The following is an 18,329-nucleotide window of genomic DNA, read 5'->3' on the forward strand; positions in this document are numbered from 1 at the left end:
GGTGCTATCCGCCGAGTTCGACGAGCATGCGGCGGTCGCCTTCTTCGCGACGGCGGCCGACCAGGATGTCGACGGCGACCGCGACGATGCCGGATGCGACGAGCGACACCGCCCAGATCCATCCGCCATCCCACGGCCAGCCGGCCCACGTGAGAGCGACCCAGACGACGGCAGCGACGATTGCCGCGACCGCTGGAATGAGCGCTTCACCGTGGGTGCTGCGCCGGGGCAACGAGTATCGGGCGATGAGGCCGACGATGAGGCCGCCGAGCACGACGAAGAGGAGTTCCATGACGACTAGCCGACGAAGCCGATGCGGCGCGACTCTTCTGAACCGATCTCGACATAGCCGAGGTTGACAGTGGGGACGAGGTAGACCTTGCCCTTGCTGTCGGTCAGGGAGAAGAACGCCTTGCCGGCTTCGAGAGCCTGGGCGATGACATCCTGCACGTCAGACGCGGACTGCGTCGTCTCGAAGCTGATTTCGCGGGGGCTGTTGGTGATACCGATACGGATTTCCACAGGATGAGCCTTTCGATTGCCTACGTGCCCAGATTACGGCACCACCGGGGGCGGGATGCACCCGCGGCACTCGCCGACAGCGAACACGCGGACGGCCGAGCGGCACCCCGGCGATGTCGGTGGCGGGCGATAGCGTTGCAGACGTGGCAATACGAGGATTTGCGCCCGTGGTGGCGGGGGAACGTGCGGGTGCGGTGGGTGGCGAGCCCCAGCTTGGTGCGAATGGCGAGCCCCGGCTCGGTGCGAATGGCGAGCCCCAGCTCGACGCGTCGCAGCGCCGGGTGCTCGAGCTGGGTCTCCGCGATTCCGCCATCGTCATCGGTGCCCCCGGCAGCGGCAAGACGACGACGCTCGTGCAGTTCGCCGTCGACCGCGTGCACCGGCTGGGCCTCGACCCGAGTGCGCTTCTTGTTCTCGCGCCCAGTCGCGTCGCGGCCAACCGGTTGCGCGATCGGCTGGCGTTGCGCGTCGACCGACCCACCAACGGCCCCCTCGCGCGCACCGTGACCTCGGTCGCGTTCAGCGTCGTGCAGGCCCAGGCCACGTTGCGCGACGAGCCCGCCCCACGCTTGCTGACGGGAGCCGAACAAGACAGCATCATCAGCGAGTTGCTCGCGGGTGCTGCCGGCATCGAGGGAGGGCCGCTCTGGCCCGAGCAGATCGACGCCGAAGTGCGGGCCCTCGCGGGTTTCCGCACCGAGCTGCGCGAACTCATGATGCGCGTCACCGAGGCCGGTCTGCGGCCGGGCGACCTGCGCACGGCGGGCGAGCGATACGACCGTGCCGAATGGGTGGCCACCGCCGACTTCATGGTCGACTACGAGACGGTCATCGACAGGTTTCCATCCCCCTACCTCGACTCGGCCGAGCTGATCTCCGAAGCCACGCGCTCCATCGCCGACGGTGCGCCGCTCGGCGCCCTCGAGCTCCTCCTCGTCGACGACGTGCAAGAGCACGGTGCCGCCACCCTCGAGTTCCTGCGGGCGCTCGCCGGGCGCGGCGTCACCGTCGTCGGGTTCGGCGATCCGGATGTCGCGGCGGCCACGTTCCGCGGCTCCGACCCGTTGGCGCTCGCCGAGTTCGGGAGGCGTCTGGGCGTCGAGGCCCAGACGATCACCCTCGACACCGTTCATCGACACGGTGACGAGGTGCGCGGGCTCGTCACTGAGATCTCGCAACGCATCGGGGCCTCCGGTGTTGTCGAGCACCGAAAAGCCGCGGTTGTTGCCGAAACCGACGATCCGGCGGGTCGCGGAGACGGTTCGGCCGATGCCGATGCCGATGCCGATGCCGATGCCGATGCCGATGCCGGTGCCGGTGCGGATGCCGGCGAAGGTTCGAGCATCCGCTTCGTGTGCGAGAACACGCCCGCACGCCTGCACCGTCGCATCGGGCGCGTGCTGCGCGAACAACACCTGCTGCACGGCGTCCCCTGGTCGAAGATGGCCGTCGTGGTGAGGTCGGGTTCGCTCCTGGCTCCGATCGAGCGCTCGCTCGCGCTGTCGGATGTGCCCACGCGAGGCTCGGTCGGCTCGCGCGCCGTGCAAGATCATCACGCCGCCGGACATCTCCTCACGGCCGCCGCCGTCGCGGTCGGTGCCGAGCCCCTCACCGAAGCATCCGCCGTCGACCTGCTGACGGGGCCACTGTCGGGGCTCGACCGTATGGCGCTCCGTCGGCTGCGGCTGGCCTTGCGGCACGAAGAGCTGGCGGGGGGTGGCGCGAAGCAGGGCACGCAGCTGCTCTACGAGGCGCTGCTCACCGGGGTGGGCTTCGCGAGCGTGGACTCGACGCCGGCCCGCCGCGCCCACCGATTCGCGACGACGCTCGCCGAGGCGACGCGACTGGCCGCCGACGGCGGCAGCATCGAAGAAGTGCTGTGGCACCTCTGGGATCGCAGCGGTCTCGCGGGGCCGTGGGCATCCGCCGCCCTCGGTCACGGGTTGGCCGCCGACGAGGCCAACCGTCAGCTCGACGGCGTGATGGCCCTGTTCACGGCGGCGAAGCGTTTCGTCGAGCGGGCGCCGGGGGCTCCCGCATCCAACTTCATCGTCGAGGCGCGCAGTGCGACGATTCGCGAAGACAGCCTGACGCCCACATCGGCGGGCGAGGCCGTGTGGCTGGGCACACCCAACACCGTCGTCGGGGCCGAGGTCGACGTGGTGGTCGTGGCCGGTATGCAGGACGGCGTCTGGCCGAATCCCCGCGTGCGCGGGACGCTGCTCTACCCGCAGGAGTTCACGCAGCGTGTCGCCGGTCTGCCCGTCGAAGAGCTCGATGCCCGGGCATCGGTGCTGTCCGACGAACTGCGGCTGTTCGAACTTGCCGTGTCGCGCGCTCGCAGCCTCGTCGTGTTGGCCGCCGTCGACAGTGAAGATGAGCATCCGTCACCCTTCCTGCGGTTCCCGAGCGTGCCGCCGGTCGAGACGGGTGCCGCCGAACATCCGCTGACGTTGCGCGGAATGGTGGGGCACCTGCGGCGAGAGGTCGTTGCGCCTGCCGGCAACGAGACGAGCGATGTGTCTGCGATTGCCGGTGCTGATGCCGGTGCTGATGCGGGTCGCGATGCCGGAGCCGATGTTGACGCTGGCGCTGCCGACGCTCCGGCTGACGCTGCAGCGGCGCTCGCCCGGTTGGCGGCCGCGGGAGTCCCCGGGGCCTTGCCGGACGAGTGGTACGGGCTGGGTGAGCCGACGACGACCGAACCGCTCATCGACCTCAGCGACGCCGAGGCGCGCGTGCGGGTGTCGCCGTCGCAGATGGAGACCTTCGAGAAGTCGCCGCTGGCCTGGTTCATCGACAAGATGGCCGCTATGCCGTCGGGGATCGCCGCGAACGTCGGCACGATCGTGCACGGGGCGCTCGAGAACACAGCCGACGCCCGAGAACCCTCCGATGTCACGCCCGAGAAGCTGTGGGAGCACGTCGACGACCGCTGGTCGGAGCTGACGTTCGAGGCCCCCTGGATCGCCGAACGCCAGCGGCGCGCGGTGGACACGCTCGTGAACGGGCTCTCCGAATACCTCACCGATTTCCTGCGGAGCGGGGCGACTCTCGTCAACGCCGAGGGAGCTTTCGAGGTGACCATCGATCAGGTCACCTTGAGCGGCAAGATCGACCGCGTCGAACGCACAGCCGAAGGAGAAATCGTCATCGTCGACCTGAAGACCGGGCGGAATGCCCCCAGCCAGCCGAGCGTCGATCAGAACGCCCAGCTCGGTGGATACCAGCTCGCAGGACGTCGGGGCGCGATCCCCGGAGTCGAAGGCACCGAGGTCTCGGCCGGGGGAGCGCTGCTGTATGTCTCGAAGGGCGTGCGCGGCAAGTCCTACCGCCTGCTCACGCAGAAGCCGTTGACCGACGAGGAGCTGGCCGGATTCGAGACGCGCGTGCTCGGGGCCGGGCACGGCATGGCCGCGGCCGTCTTCCCGGGTGTCAGCGATCTCGACGAGCGCGACCCGAAAGCCGGATTCGTCTACCGCATCCACCTCGTCGGGGCGGTGTCGGCGTGAACACATTGATCGATGATCGCGCCGGCGAGCCCGCCGAGACCGGCCCCCGCTCCTACTCGGCCGTCGAGATCGCCGAGATGCTCGAACTGCCGCGGCCCACCGACGAACAGATCCTCGTGATCGAGGCGCCGCTGCAACCCGCCATGGTGGTCGCCGGAGCGGGGAGCGGCAAGACCGAGACCATGGCCAACCGCATCGTGTGGCTGCTCGCCAACCGGCTGGTCGAGGTGCCGCAGATCCTCGGGCTCACCTTCACGCGCAAGGCCGCGGGCGAGCTGCAAGAACGCATCCTCACGCGCATCGAACAACTCGGGCGCGTGATCGAGACGGGCAGCCGAGACATCCTCGAGGCGCCGACCGTGTCCACCTACAACGCTTTTGCCAGCGGCATCTTCCGGGAGTACGGGCGTTCCATCGGCCGCGAACCCGAATCGACCGTCATCACGGATGCTTCGGCCTGGCGACTCGCGCGCGACATCATCATCCGCAGCGACGACGACCGTCTCGTGGCCCTCGACAAGAGCATCGACCAGATCACGTCGGCCGTCGTCTGGCTCAGCCGCTCACTCAGCGACAACGACGCGGCCGACCGCGGCGACGACATCCTGCGCATGGTCGAGCGCGTCGTGCAACTCGAAGAGATGCCGTGGGGGTCGCGCAAACGCACACCCTCGAAGACGGTCGTCGACACCGTGCGCGACCTCAGCGCCTTGCCCGTGCTGCTCTCGCTGGCCGACGAATTTGCCCGCGAGAAGCGCCGCCGCGGTTTCGTGGAGTTCAGTGACCAGGTCGCGCTGGCCCTCGAGATCTGCCGACGCGTGCCGCGGGCGCGGGACGACTACCGCTCACGTTTCCGTGTCGTCATCCTCGACGAATACCAAGACACCTCGGTCGTGCAGACCGATCTGCTCTCGGGCCTCTTCGCCGATCACCCCGTCATGGCGGTGGGCGACCCCAACCAATCCATCTACGGATGGCGCGGTGCGAGCGCCTCGAACCTCGCCCGTTTTCTCGCCGACTTCGCTCCCGCGAGCCCCTCCGCCACCTACTCGCTGTCGACCAGCTGGCGCAACGCCCACGAGATCCTCGCGGCCGCGAACGCTGTCGCAGGCCGCCTGCCCGTGCTGCCAACCGTTCCCGTCTCCGAGTTGCGCGCCAGCCCGGCCGCGGCCGACGGCCGGGTCGACCTCTCGTTCACCGAGACCATCGACGACGAGGCGCGGGAGGTGGCCGAGTGGTTCCACCGCGAACTGCGCCGACCGACCGCCTCCGGAAAACAGCGAACGGCCGCCATGCTGTGCCGTTCGGTCAAGAACATCGCCCCGTTCACGGATGCGCTCGATGCCGCCGACGTGCCCTATCACGTGCTCGGGCTCGCTGGACTGCTCGAGCAGCCCGTCATCGTCGATCTCGTCGCGGCCCTGCGGGTGCTGCACGATCCGACCGCCGGTTCCGAATTGATCCGGCTCCTCACGGGCGCCCGCTGGCAGATCGGGCCGCGCGACATCGCGGCCCTCAACCGGCTCGCGGCCTGGCTGAGCGATCGCGACACGGGATACGCGCTGCTCGATGACAGCACCCGCGAAGCCCTCCGCCAATCGACCAACCCCGATGACGCCCGCTCCCTCGTCGAAGCGATCGACTTCCTCATCGAAGCCCCCGACACGCACCGCGCCCTCGCCGGCATCACCCCTGAGGGGCGACGCCGCATGCGGGCGGCTGCCACCCAACTGGCCAGCATCCGCCGCCGTGGGGGCCTCGACCTGCTCGACCTCGTCTCCCTCGTCGTGCAAGAACTGCTGCTCGATATCGAGATCGCCGCCAACGAGAGCGCGACCCTCGGCCAGGCGAGCCTCGACGCGTTCGTGGAACAGGTCGAGTCCTACCTCGCCGTCGACGAGTCCGGCACGCTCGGGCCGTTCCTCGCGTGGCTCGACGAGGCCGAGAAGCGGGAAAAACTCGCGCCCCGCAGTGACGAACCCGAGCCGGGAACGGTTCAGATCCTCACCATCCATGGGTCGAAGGGCCTCGAATGGGACAGCGTGGCCGTTCCGCGGCTCGTCGCCGACGAGATGCCAGGAAAGCTGCGCAGCAAACGCGGGTGGACCGCCTTCGGCGAGTTGCCGTTCGACTTCCGCGGAGACCGCGACGTGCTGCCCGAACTGCAGTGGCGCAGCGCCGAGACGCACCTCGAATTCGACGAGGCCTATACGCGGTTCGGCGAGGAACTCGAGCAGCGCAACTCGGAGGAGCAGCGACGGCTCGCCTACGTGGCGATCACGCGAGCGCGGGATGCGCTGCACCTCGGAGGGTCGTTCTGGGCGACCCAAAGCAAGCCGCGCGAGGCCAGCACCTACCTGCGCGAGACCGAAGAGGCGCTCGAACGGCTCCGCGGCACGACGAGCGACCGGCTGCCGGCGCAGAGTGAACTCGACGAGAACCCGCTCGCCGGCATTCAGCACCGCGTCGACTGGCCGCTCGATCCGCTCGGGCCCCGTCGAGATCGGGTCACCCAGGCAGCGCGCGCCGTGCGCGAGGCCGACCCCGGGCGAGCCACCCGGTGGGATGCCGACATCGCTTTGCTCCTCGCCGAGCGCGAGGATCGACGAACCGGCGACCAGCGCGTCGCCCTGCCCGCGCGCGTGCCCGCGTCCCGATTCAAGGACTTCGTCAGCGACCCGGCCGAGGTGGCCACGCGCCTCCGGCGGCCCCTCCCCGAGAAGCCCTACCGACAGACGCGTCTCGGCACCCTCTTCCACTCGTGGGTGGAGCAGCGCTCCGGCATGACCGGAACGGGAGACGTGCTCGACGCCTCGCTGCTCGAACTCGACGGTGACGACCTGACCGCCACGCAGTACCCCGTCGAAGGGGCCGAGCTCGAGGCGTTGCGCGCCCTGCAAGCGACCTTCGAGGCATCCGAATGGGCCGAGAAGAAGCCTGTCGACGTCGAGATCGAGATCGACGTCACACTGGGCGGGCAGGTTCTGATCTGCAAGCTCGATGCCGTGTACGAAATGGACGGTCGCTACCAGATCGTCGACTGGAAGACGGGCCGCAGCCCGCGCGGCGACGACGAACTCGAGGAGCGGCAGTACCAGCTCGCCCTCTACCGCGTCGCCTACGCCCGCTGGAAGGACATCCCCGCCGAGGACATCGACGCGGTGTTCTACTACGTCGCCGAAGACACCGTCATCAGGCCGCGCACGCTGTACTCCGAAGAGGAACTCGTGAGGCGCTGGGTCGAAGCCGTGTCACGGGCCTAGCGGCCGGAGCCGTATTGCGGACCTAACGGTCGGAGTCCGCGTCGCGGCCGTCGTTTCGCACGGTCTCGATGGGGCCCGTCTCGGTGTGATCGCGCGAGGCGAGGAGCGTCCGAGCGTCACGCTCGGCACGAGAAGAGTCCGACGATTCGTCGTCATCGTCATCGCCGGCGAAGGGGTCGGCGGAGTCACCGTCTCGATCGTCGGAACGCGCCTGGGCGCCGTCGGCGTCCGAGCCCGCTGAACCGGATCCGTCCGGGGTCGACTCGTCGTCAGAACGGCGGCTCGAGCCGCGCCCATCGCCGTGCTCGAGCGCATCCAGATCGAAGTTCTCGTAGCTGTCGGTCTCCAATGAGAAACCCTGATTCCCCGACGACGCGGCCGGGGGAGTGCGCGACAGCAGCTCCTCCACATCCTCCTGCGAGAGAACCTCACCCGTGTCGTGCGACAACGGGTTCATCGAATCGTTCAGAACGTGCTCGACCAGGCCGTCGAGCAGCGCCACGGCCTCCTCGACGACATCCTCATCGTGCGTGTCGACGCCGTGCAACAGCCAGCGGGCGAGCTCGAGCTCGGCGTGCAGCAGCGACCGTTGGCGCAGGTGACCGTCGGCATGACGTGTCGTGCTGGCGCGGTAAGCGGCCAAGACACTCTCGCCCGCTTCGCCCGCCGCCGACAACCAGTGCAGATCGCGCGCGGGGTCGCCCACCATGAGGGAACCCCAGCCCACGACACCGGACACGACCGGTCCGACCTCGTAGTCGGTGAACAGGAACGAACCCGCATCGATGCTGCCATTGACGACGGTCGGCTGGAACTGCCACAGATCGTCGTCGTCGATCGCCTGCGACCAGCGCGTGCGCACCGCCGCCGGCAGGAGTCGCGTCGAGGCAGCGCGCTCGATCACATTGCGCGCCTCGTCGCGGGCCTCGGCGGCCGACAGATGCGGCAACCCGACCTCGGCCACGAACCCGCCAGGCAATGAATGGATGGCAGCCAACGCCGCCCCCATCGACGTGGCCACGCCGTCACCCGCGGGAATCTTGTCGACCGCGACGCTGTAGCCGGGAAGGAAGTCATACACGACCGCGCGCACACCGGAGGCCTGCGTCTGACCCAGCACCTGGGGAACCTCGAAGGGCAGGCGGCTGCGGATGCCCGCCGTCATCGCCTGCAGAGCGAGAAGCTCGATGGACTGTTCCGTCTGCGCCTGCTGGTGGGCGGCAACCCGCACCACCACGTCGCGATCGTCGTCCGTGCGCAACAGTGCGGAGTCGTAGTTGCCGTCGGCGCCGTGCCCGAGCGGACCGCTGCCCGTCACCACGAGGTCCGGCACCGCCGCTGTTGCCAACGCGGCTAGAGTGAGAGGGGATCTGGCCATGGATCTAGGTTAGGTCGAGCAACGGTCGGCGGCCCTCCCGCCACGCCCGGATGATTGGTTGTGCATGAGTTCTCTTCTTCGGTCCCTCACCGATCTCCCGCTCTCTCGAACCGGCATCAACCGCAACTATGCGGCGCGCCTGCCCGAGAACGCCCTGGCCGACATGGCCGCAGAGCCCGAGACGCGCGTCGTCGTCATCCGCTCGCGTCGCGCCCTGGCGAGCGGCACATCTCTGCGACTCGTGGCCGGCACGGACATCGACACCGATCAGCTGCTGGGATACCTCGGCCACACGCTGCAGGACGCCGCCGACGCGCCCGCCGGAACGACCGTTCTCCTGGCCGTCGAACCCGATGACGCCCCCGAGCGGGAGGGCGCCGAGTGGCTTGACCTCCGCGCATCGGGCGACGCCCTGTCGGCGCGCGACGCCGATCTGCTCACCGAATCGATGGCCCTCGTCAACTGGCACGCGGGCTACGCCTTCTGCCCCAAATGCGGTGCCGACACCCGCAACGATCACTCGGGGTGGGCGCGGCGCTGCGACAACGGTCACGAACTCTTCCCGCGCACCGACCCGGCTGTCATCGTGCTCGTCCTCGACGACGCCGACCGCCTGCTCCTCGGCTCGAACGCCCTCTGGGAGAACAATCGTTACTCGCTGCTCGCGGGTTTCGTCGAGGCGGGCGAATCGTTCGAGCAGGCCGTCATCCGCGAGGTCGAGGAGGAGTCGGGTATCACGGTGACCGATCCGCGCTACCTCGGTTCGCAGCCGTGGCCGTTCCCGCGCTCGCTCATGGTCGGTTTCGAGGCGCGCGTCGCCTCCGGCACCGATCCCGCGGCCCTCCGCCCGGACGGCGAAGAGATCCTCGACCTGCGCTGGTTCACGCGCGACCAATTGCGCGACCAGAACTCCGGCCTCCTGCTGCCCGGCCGCACGTCGATCGCGCGCGCCCTCATCGAGGCGTGGCTCGCCGCTGACGGCGGCCCCACACTGGACGACCGAACCGAAGACCCCTACCCCGTCGCCCGATGACCGCGATCGATCCGACCGAACCGCAGGCTCTGCTGGCCGGGCTCGACGACGATCAGCGCGTCGCCGCCGAAGCTCTGCGGGGTCCGGTCTGTGTGCTCGCGGGGGCGGGAACGGGCAAGACCCGTGCCATCACGCATCGCATCGCGTATGGCGTCGCCACGGGCACCTATGCCGGCAACCGGGTCATGGCCCTCACCTTCACCAACCGCGCGGCCGCCGAGCTGCGCACGCGTCTGCGGCAGCTGGGCGCCGGCCAGGTTGCGGCCCGCACGTTCCACGCCGCGGCGCTCAGCCAGTTGAACTTCTTCTGGCCGCAGGTCGTGGGCGGGCAGGTTCCGGCCCTGCTCGACAACAAGGCACGCTTGCTGGGTCACGCGGCCGAGAAATTGGCGCTGAAGCTCGACACGGCCACCCTGAGGGATGTCGCGGCCGAGATCGAATGGCGCAAGGTGTCGGGCCTCAGCATCGAGCAGTACGGCGCCAAGCACCGTCCGATTCCCGATCGTCTCGACCGCGAGAAGGTGCTCGACCTGCAGGCAGGCTACGAGGCCCTCAAGGATGAGCGGCGCCAACTCGATTTCGAGGACGTCCTCCTGGCCTGCGCCGGCATGATCGAGTCGGAACCCTCGGTGGCCATGCAGGTGCGCGAGCAGTACCGGTTCTTCGTCGTCGATGAGTATCAGGACGTCTCGCCGCTGCAGCAGCAGCTGCTCGACCTGTGGCTCGGCGATCGCCGCGATCTGTGTGTGGTCGGCGACGCGAGTCAGACCATCTACTCGTTCGCGGGAGCGTCGAGCGATTACCTCTTGAACTTCGGCCACAAACACCCGGATGCCACGGTGGTGAGGCTCGAGCAGAATTATCGTTCGACGCCGCAGGTCGTCGACACGGCCAACCGGCTCATGCGCGGTCGGGCCGGTGCGCTCACGCTGCACGCCGTGCACGACGGCGCGGGTGCCATCGAGCCGACCGTCACCGGTTTCACGAGCGATTATGCCGAGGCGCGCACGGTGGCCGCCCAGGTGCTCGAGGCGATCGAGGGCGGCACGAAACCCGAGGACATCGCGATTCTGTATCGCGTGAATGTGCAGGCGGCCGCCATCGAGACGGCGCTCGCCGACGTGGGAGTGTCGACCAAGATGCGCGGCTCGAAGCGGTTCTTCGATCTGCCGGAGGTGCGTCAGGCGCTCATGGCGTTGCGCGGCGCATCCGTCTCGATCACGGGCGAGCCGCTCTTCAAGTCGGTCAGCGATGTGCTCAGCTCCCTCGGATGGTCGCACCACGCGCCCGAGGCCGCCGGCGCCGTGCGCGACCGTTGGGAGTCGCTCAACGCCATCATGGGGCTCGTCGACCAGGCGGCCCCGGGAACGACTCTGCGCCAATTCTCGGATGAGCTCCTCGAACGTCAGGCGGGCCAGCACGAACCGAACGTCTCGGCCGTCACCCTCGCCACGTTGCATTCAGCGAAGGGTCTCGAGTGGGACACCGTGTTCCTCATCGGTGTGTCGGAGGGCCTCGTGCCGATCAGCTATGCCAGCGGCTTCGAGGCCATCGACGAGGAGCGTCGTCTGCTCTACGTCGGCATCACGCGGGCGCGCCGCAGGTTGTTCCTCTCCTGGTCGGAACGCGGCATCCGCTCGACGCAGCCTCGCGAGCGTTCACGGTTTCTCACGGAGATCGGCACCCGCATTCCGCGTGCGGCCGGTGCCAGATCCACTTTTCGCTCCGCGCCCGCCGCTGCAGGCTGACAGACCCGCCGCGCAGCAGGTCGCGGCCCTCGTCGAGCCAGGTGCGAGCCGCGCGGGCCGCCCGCCCCGCCGCATCGAAGGCGAGCGCGCCTCCCTCTTGAGGGGCGCGGATGCCGGCCAGCTGCGAGGCGATGACGGGCCACGCCGGGTCGTGGTCACGCCGCTCCAGGTGCAGGCATCGCATGCAGGCACTCGTTCCCGGCCGAACGAGGGGCCCGACGCGCACGGATTCGTCGCCGAACACGATCGGCAGGTGGGGCACGCCGTCGCTCGTGTAGCGCTGAAATGCTGCGGGCGGCACGCTCCACGCGGCGAGCAGAACCGCGAAGGCCGGAGTCTCTCCCGCCGACGGAGGGAGCCCGCGCCCCGCCAGGACGGGTCGGCCGGTCACGCGCAACAATTCGGCGATCGCGCGCGCCGGTGCCGCCTCGTCGGTCTGTTGCGAGCCCGAGGTCGTGCACTGCACGACGTGCACGGGCGCTGGAACGGGCTCGGCCGCGACGCCCGATCGCCCGTCTGAGGCCACCAACGGCTCGCGGGCGCCGGGCGCCAGCAGCACCGGATGGAGCTCTCGAACGAACCGCTCGACAGCCGCCTCATCGATGCCCTCGCGGTCGGGGACGGGCTCGATGCGCCCGATGCGACACAGGGCGCGATATGTGCAGCCGGCCTGGAGGGCGGCCAGTAACCGCTCGCGCACCGCGTCGACCGAGAGCGTGAGAACGGCGCGGTCGATGCCGAATCGCACGGTGCGCGGCGAGGTCCACACCATCACATGACGGGGATCGATTCGAAGGATCATGATCCCAGCCTGCCGCGATCATCATCCCCCCGGACGGTTATCCACAGGTTTTGTTTTCACCGGTTTCGACCGGGCCGCCGGGCCACGATCAGACGCGCGGCGGGTCGTCCCGACGTCCCTCACCGGAATCGGAATCGCCCTCGGCATCCGGCTCTGCATCAGACGTGGACGCCGATGCGGAACCCGATGCAGCGGCATCTTCTTCCCGCGAATCTTCCTGTTGCAACAACTGCTCGAGTGCCGCATCGAACTCATCGGGTTCGGGGGTCTCGCCGCGCGCCTCGGCCTCGAGCCGCGCGATCAGCGCCGACGGATCGTCGATGTCCTTGCCCGAGGGGATGAGATCGGGATGCGCCCACAGGGCGTCTCGCGCCTCTGTGCCCACGGCGTCACTGACCTTCTGCCAGAACGCCGCGGCCTCGCGCAATCGGCGAGGCCGCAGCTCGAGCCCGACCAGTGTGGCGAACGCCGATTCGGCGGGCCCACCGGTCGCCCGGCGGCGGCGGACCATCTCGGCCACGGAGTCGGCCTTCGGCAGCCGCGTCGTCGCTTGAGCGGTTACGACATCCACCCACCCCTCGATGAGCGCGAGGGTCGTTTCAAGGCGCGCCAGTGTGGCCAGCTGCGCTTCGCTCTTCGGCGGGATGAGTGAGCCATCGACCATCGCCTGGCGAAGTTCCTCGGGGTTCGACGGGTCGAAGCCTTCCGCCAGATCTTCGAGACGCTCGGTGTCGATCGTGATGCCGCGGGCGAATTCCGTGATCGAGGAGATCAGGTCGAGCCGCAGCCACCGGGCGTGACGGAACAAGCGTGCATGCGCCAATTCGCGCACGGCGAGATAGAGCTGCACCTGGTCGTCGCCGAGGTCGAGACCCTCGCCGAACGACGCGACGTTCTGCGGCACGAGCGCCGCGCGGTTCTCATCGAGCAGGGGAATGCCGATATCGCCACCCGAGACGACCTCGCGCGACAGCTGACCCACGACCTGACCGAGCTGCATGGCGAAGAGGGCACCACCGATGTTGCGCATCATCTGGCTCGCGCCCGCCATCATCGAACGCATCTCTTCGGGCGCCTGATCGGTCATGACCCGCGTGAGCGCATCGGAGATGCTCGTGGCCACGGGTTCGGCCATCTGTGCCCAGACGGGCATCGTGTCTTTGGCCCACTGCGCGCGCGTCATGAGGATGGGCTCCTGCGCGAGGGCCGTCACGACGGTCGCCTCGTCGAGCCACAGGGCGGCCACGTGGAAGGCCTGCTCGAGGGCGTTGCGCTCGGCGGGGGTCGTTGCGACGCTGCCCTCCGACGCGATGGCGATGGCCTGATCGGTGGCGGTCTGCCAGTTGATGCCGCCGCCCGGAGTGGCCTGCATGGCGTTCTGCAGCTGGCCGATGAGGGCCTGCAGCGCGGCCGGGTCGTTGGGCAGTCCGGCGGCTCCCGCGAGCTGGCTGGGGTCGATCGCCCCGTTGCCGGACAGGAGTTCGCGAAGCATCTCCTGAAATTCGTCTTCGGGCTTCTTGGACTCGTCGTCTGACACGATGGCCACCTTTCCGCAGGGCAACGTTTGCTCTGTTCTCAACGTTAACCCGTGCCGCCGCGTGCAGACCGTGGGATGGGCGCTCTCACTGTCCGCCCGCCGCGAACAGGTCGGGCGTCGGCAACGGGTGTGCCGACATCCGGCCGTACGGCTGTTTCCCGGGGTGGCCATCGGGCCGTCATCTAGGATTGCTCGCTGTGACGCTCTTCGACGACCAGCCCGCTTCCCCCGTTTCCCCGGCGAGGAGCGCGCAGTCGCGGCGCCGCAGTGCGGGGTGGCTGTCGCTCGCCATCGCTTTCGTCCTCTTGGGCGTTCTGGCCCTCTGGCCGAGCCCGTGGGTGATCGAGCAGCCGGGCCCCGTTTTCAACACCCTGGGCACCGTGCAGCACGACAAAAAAGACGTGCCCATGATCGACATCCAGGGCGCCGAGACCTACGACACGGCCGGCAGCCTCGACATGCTCACGGTGCAGGTCAACGGCACGCCCGATCAGCGCCCGAGCTGGTTCGAGGTGGCCATGTCGTGGTTCGACCCGAGCCGCGCCGTCGTGCCCCTCGAGGCCGTCTACCCGCCCGGCGTCACCACTGAACAGCGTTCCGAACAGAACGCCACGCTCATGGTCGACTCGCAGCAGGATGCGGTGGCTGCGGCCCTCTCCGAGCTCGGCTACACCTATCCCCAACATCTGGCCGTCGGTTCGGTCGCCACGGGCTCGCCCGCCGAGAACGTGTTGAAGGTCGATGACGATCTCGTGTCGGTCAACGGCGAGACGGTCGACGACCTCGAGTCCGTGCGCACGGCCATCTCGGCCAACGGCGCCGACAAGGCGGCCTCCATCGACATCGTGCGCGGGGGAGTCCCGATGACGGTCGAGGTGACGCCCATCGAGCAGAAGGATGCCGCGGGCGACACGCAGACGGTCATCGGCATCGGCACGCGCATGGTCTACGATTTCCCGATCGATGTCACCATCCAGCTCGACAACGTGGGCGGCCCGAGTGCCGGCATGATGTTCGCACTCGGCATCATCGACAAGCTCACCCCGGGCGAGCTCAACGGCGGTGCGGATGTCGCGGGCACCGGCACTATCACCGAATCGGGTGAGGTCGGCGCCATCGGCGGCATCCGGCAGAAGCTGTTCGCGGCGCGCGACGACGGCGCGACGATCTTCCTGGCGCCCTCGGCCAATTGCGACGAGGTCGTCGGACATGTGCCCGACGGCATCCGCGTCTTCAGTGTCTCGACGCTCAAGGATTCGATGGCCGTGCTCGATGCGGTGCGCGAGAAGGGCGATCTCGACGCCCTGCCGACGTGTGAAACGGCGGCAGCGGCCCCGACCGAGTAGCCTCGGCTGTTCGCCCTGAGCGCGGCTCTCTTCCCAGGATCGGAACGTAGACTGATTCGGTGACCCCGACAGCAAAGAGGCCGACACCGTGACATCCACGACAGCAGCACAGCCGACCCAACCGAAGCGCTCCCGAGCACCCCTCGCCATCACCCTCGCGGTGGTCGGCGCGCTCGTGGTCGCCTTCTTCATCTTCTCCGGTTTATACACCGACTTCCTCTGGTATGACCAGCTCGGTTACGCAACCGTCCTGACCACCGGATGGCTCGCCACCCTGGGCATGTTCCTGGTGGGTTTCATCGCCATGGCCGTCCCCGTCTGGATCTCGATCCAGCTGGCTTACCGCCTGCGCCCGGTGTATGCCAAGCTCTCGAGCCAGCTCGACCGCTACCAGGAGCTCGTCGAGCCGCTGCGTCGCCTCGCCACCTGGGGAATCCCGGTCATCCTGGGCCTCTTCGCCGGCTTCGCCACCGCCACGCGCTGGCAGGTCGTGCTCATGTGGTTCAACCGCACGCCGTCGGGCACCACCGACCCGCAGTTCGGCCTCGACACCTCGTTCTACCTGTTCGAGCTGCCGTTCTACCGCGGCGTCGTCGCGTTCGCCTCGGCCGTCATCCTGCTCGCCGTTCTCGCCACCGTGGCCGTCAGCTACCTCTACGGTTCCATCCGGGTGGCCGGTCGCGAGTTGCGCATCTCGAAGAGCGCCCGCATCCAGATCGCCATCCTCGCGGGCGTCTACCTGCTCCTGCAGGCCGTCAGCATCTGGCTCGACCAGTACGTCACGCTCACGCAGACCGGTGACCTGATCACGGGTGCCAGCTACACCGACGTCAACGCCACGATCCCGGGCCGCATCATCCTGGCCGGCATCGCCATCCTCGTCGCCCTGCTCTTCTTCGTCACGGCCTTCATCGGCCGCTGGCGCTTCCCCGTCGTCGGCCTCGTGCTGCTGCTCATCTCGGGCCTGCTCATCGGCACCGCCTACCCGTGGGTCGTGCAGCGCTTCCAGGTCGACCCGAACGCGCGTGTGCTCGAGACGCCCTACATCCAGCGCAACATCGACCTCACGCGTGAGGCCTACGGCGTCGACACGGTCGAAGAGATCCCCTACAACGCCACGACCGATGCCGAGCCCGGCGCCCTGCGCGCCGACGCCGAGACCACCGCGAACATCCGCATCATCGACCCCGCGGTCGTCAGCCCGACGGTCTCGCAGCTCGAGCAGTTCAAGAACTACTACCAGTTCAACAAGGCGCTCGACGTCGACCGTTACACGATCGACGGCAAGACCCAAGATGCCGTGGTGGCCGTGCGCGAGCTCAGCCAGTCCGGCCTCGAAGACGCCCAGAGCTGGTACAACAACACGGTCGTCTACACGCACGGCTACGGCCTCGTCGCCGCCTACGGCAACCAGCGCTCGTCGGACGGTTTCCCCGTGTTCCTCGAGTCGGGCGTGCCCACCTCGGGTGAGCTGGGCGACTTCCAGCCGCGCATCTACTTCGGCGAGAAATCGCCCGAGTACTCGATCGTCGGTTCGCCGGCATCCACCAAACCGGTCGAGCTCGACTACCCGTCGGCCACCGACGACGCGCAGGAGACGTACAACACGTTCGACGGCGACGGCGGCCCCAAGCTCGACAACGCGTTCAAGAAGCTCATCTACGCGCTCAAGTTCCAGTCCGAGCAGATCTTCCTCTCGGATGCCGTGAACAACCAGTCGCAGATTCTCTATGACCGCAACCCGAAGGACCGCGTGCAGAAGGCGGCTCCCTACCTGACGCTCGACTCCGACCCCTACCCGTCGGTCGTCGACGGCAAGGTCGTCTGGATCGTCGACGGCTACACCACCTCGGCGAACTTCCCCTACGCCAAGACGCAGTCGCTGTCGAACGCCATCGCCGACTCGGCCACGCAGACGCAGCAGTACGCGCTCGACAACATCAACTACATCCGCAACTCGGTCAAGGCCACGGTCGACGCCTACAGCGGTAAGGTCACGCTCTACGCGTGGGACGACAAAGACCCGGTGCTCGCCACCTGGCAGAAGATCTACCCGTCCACGGTGAAGCCGATCTCCGAGATGTCCGGAGACCTGATGAGCCACGTGCGTTACCCGGCCGACCTGTTCAAGGTGCAGCGCCAGATCCTCGGCCAGTACCACGTGACCGACGCCGGCCCGTTCTACTCGCGGTCCGACGCGTGGGCCACACCGGCCGACCCGCAGGCCACGGCCAACGACACCACGCTGCAGCCGCCGTACTACCTGACGATGCAGATGCCCGGCCAAGACGCTCCGGCGTTCTCGCTGTACTCCTCGTTCATCCCTCGAGGCACGAGCGACTCCTCGCGCTCGATCCTCACGGGCTACCTCGCGGCCGACGCCGATGCGGGAGCCGAGAAGGGTGTGAAGGGCGACGACTACGGCAAGCTCAGGCTGCTGACGTTGCCGAAGGAAGACACGGTGCCCGGCCCCGGCCAGGTGCAGAACAACTTCAACTCCGACCCGAGCGTCTCGTCGGCCATCAACCTGTTGAAGCAGGGTCAGACCAAGGTCATCAACGGCAACCTGCTCACGGTGCCGGTCGGTGGCGGTCTGCTCTACGTGCAACCGGTCTACGTGCAGTCCACGGCCGAGACGGCCTACCCGCTGTTGCAGAAGGTGCTCGTCGCCTTCGGTGACCAGATCGCGTTCGAGAACACGCTCGACGAGGCACTCGACGTGCTCTTCGGCGGAGACTCGGGGGCGCAGGCCGGTGATACCGGCACGGACTCGACCGTCGCGCCCGAGACGCCCAGCGTCGACCCGAACACGGGCACCGACGGCGGAACGGATACGGGCACCGACACCGGCACCGACGGTGGCACGGGTGTCACGACGGGTGATCCCGCCACCGACGCCCAGCTGCAGCAGGCCTTGAACGAGGCCAAGCAGGCCATCGCCGACAAGCAGGCCGCACTCGCGAAGGGCGACTTCACCGCCTATGGCGCCGCTGACGCCAAGCTCGCCGAGGCCGTGGCCCGCGCGCTGGAGCTCACCGGCGGCAAGTAATACCACGAGTCGCACTCGGTGAAACACCCCGCGCATCCGCACCGCCCCGCTTGTACATTGGGGGCGGTGCGTGTGCGTTAACGCACCACGCACTACACGGCCGGCCACCACCGGCTCGCACCGAGGCTTCGCACCGTCG

The 18,329-nt window shown here is 68.4% G+C and carries 11 protein-coding genes; 6 read left to right on the top strand and 5 right to left on the bottom strand.

Annotated elements, in window-relative coordinates; all coding sequences use genetic code 11:
- Positions 1 to 4 precede the first annotated feature (4 nt).
- On the bottom strand, positions 5 to 292 hold the full coding sequence (locus tag ACUWEX_RS05730; protein ID WP_445997386.1) for a hypothetical protein: 288 nt from the start codon (positions 290 to 292) through the stop codon (positions 5 to 7).
- A 5-nt stretch (positions 293 to 297) separates the two neighbouring features.
- Positions 298 to 522 carry a DUF3107 domain-containing protein gene (locus ACUWEX_RS05735; protein WP_077053555.1) on the bottom strand — a complete coding sequence of 75 codons (225 nt, stop codon included), beginning with the start codon at positions 520 to 522 and terminating at the stop codon, positions 298 to 300.
- 143 nt (positions 523 to 665) lie between these two features.
- On the opposite strand from ACUWEX_RS05735, the gene ACUWEX_RS05740 reads away from it, so the two are divergent.
- Together ACUWEX_RS05740 and ACUWEX_RS05745 are read left to right on the top strand one after the other, a co-directional pair.
- A complete protein-coding gene (locus tag ACUWEX_RS05740; RefSeq protein WP_445997387.1) occupies positions 666 to 4,034 on the top strand; it encodes a PD-(D/E)XK nuclease family protein in 3,369 nt (1,122 codons plus the stop codon).
- Positions 4,031 to 7,297, top strand: coding sequence for a UvrD-helicase domain-containing protein (locus ACUWEX_RS05745; RefSeq protein ID WP_445997388.1), 3,267 nt, complete (start codon positions 4,031 to 4,033; stop codon positions 7,295 to 7,297). Before ACUWEX_RS05740 ends, ACUWEX_RS05745 begins: the two co-directional genes overlap by 4 nt.
- A 22-nt stretch (positions 7,298 to 7,319) precedes the next feature.
- Here ACUWEX_RS05745 and ACUWEX_RS05750 read toward each other — a convergent pair whose 3' ends face one another.
- Positions 7,320 to 8,675 carry a phosphotransferase gene (locus ACUWEX_RS05750; RefSeq protein WP_445997389.1) on the bottom strand — a complete coding sequence of 452 codons (1,356 nt, stop codon included), beginning with the start codon at positions 8,673 to 8,675 and terminating at the stop codon, positions 7,320 to 7,322.
- 64 nt (positions 8,676 to 8,739) lie between these two features.
- On the opposite strand from ACUWEX_RS05750, the gene nudC reads away from it, so the two are divergent.
- A complete protein-coding gene (nudC, locus tag ACUWEX_RS05755) occupies positions 8,740 to 9,708 on the top strand; it encodes an NAD(+) diphosphatase (RefSeq protein ID WP_445997390.1) in 969 nt (322 codons plus the stop codon).
- A complete protein-coding gene (locus ACUWEX_RS05760) occupies positions 9,705 to 11,456 on the top strand; it encodes an ATP-dependent helicase (RefSeq protein WP_445997391.1) in 1,752 nt (583 codons plus the stop codon). The genes nudC and ACUWEX_RS05760 overlap by 4 nt, the downstream gene beginning before the upstream one ends.
- Here ACUWEX_RS05760 and ACUWEX_RS05765 read toward each other — a convergent pair.
- Complete coding sequence (locus tag ACUWEX_RS05765; protein WP_445997392.1) at positions 11,377 to 12,258, bottom strand: hypothetical protein; 882 nt, start codon at positions 12,256 to 12,258, stop codon at positions 11,377 to 11,379. The genes ACUWEX_RS05760 and ACUWEX_RS05765 overlap by 80 nt on opposite strands.
- Before the next feature lie 88 nt (positions 12,259 to 12,346).
- Entirely contained in the window at positions 12,347 to 13,795 is a 1,449-nt protein-coding gene (locus ACUWEX_RS05770) for a zinc-dependent metalloprotease (RefSeq protein WP_445997393.1), read from the bottom strand.
- Between the two features lie 197 nt (positions 13,796 to 13,992).
- On the opposite strand from ACUWEX_RS05770, the gene ACUWEX_RS05775 reads away from it, so the two are divergent.
- Entirely contained in the window at positions 13,993 to 15,141 is a 1,149-nt protein-coding gene (locus ACUWEX_RS05775; protein WP_079727241.1) for a YlbL family protein, read from the top strand.
- 88 nt (positions 15,142 to 15,229) lie between these two features.
- Positions 15,230 to 18,190, top strand: coding sequence for a UPF0182 family membrane protein (locus tag ACUWEX_RS05780; protein WP_234990980.1), 2,961 nt, complete (start codon positions 15,230 to 15,232; stop codon positions 18,188 to 18,190).
- The last annotated feature ends 139 nt before the right edge of the window (positions 18,191 to 18,329 follow it).

It is taken from the genome of Okibacterium fritillariae, assembly GCF_052783725.1.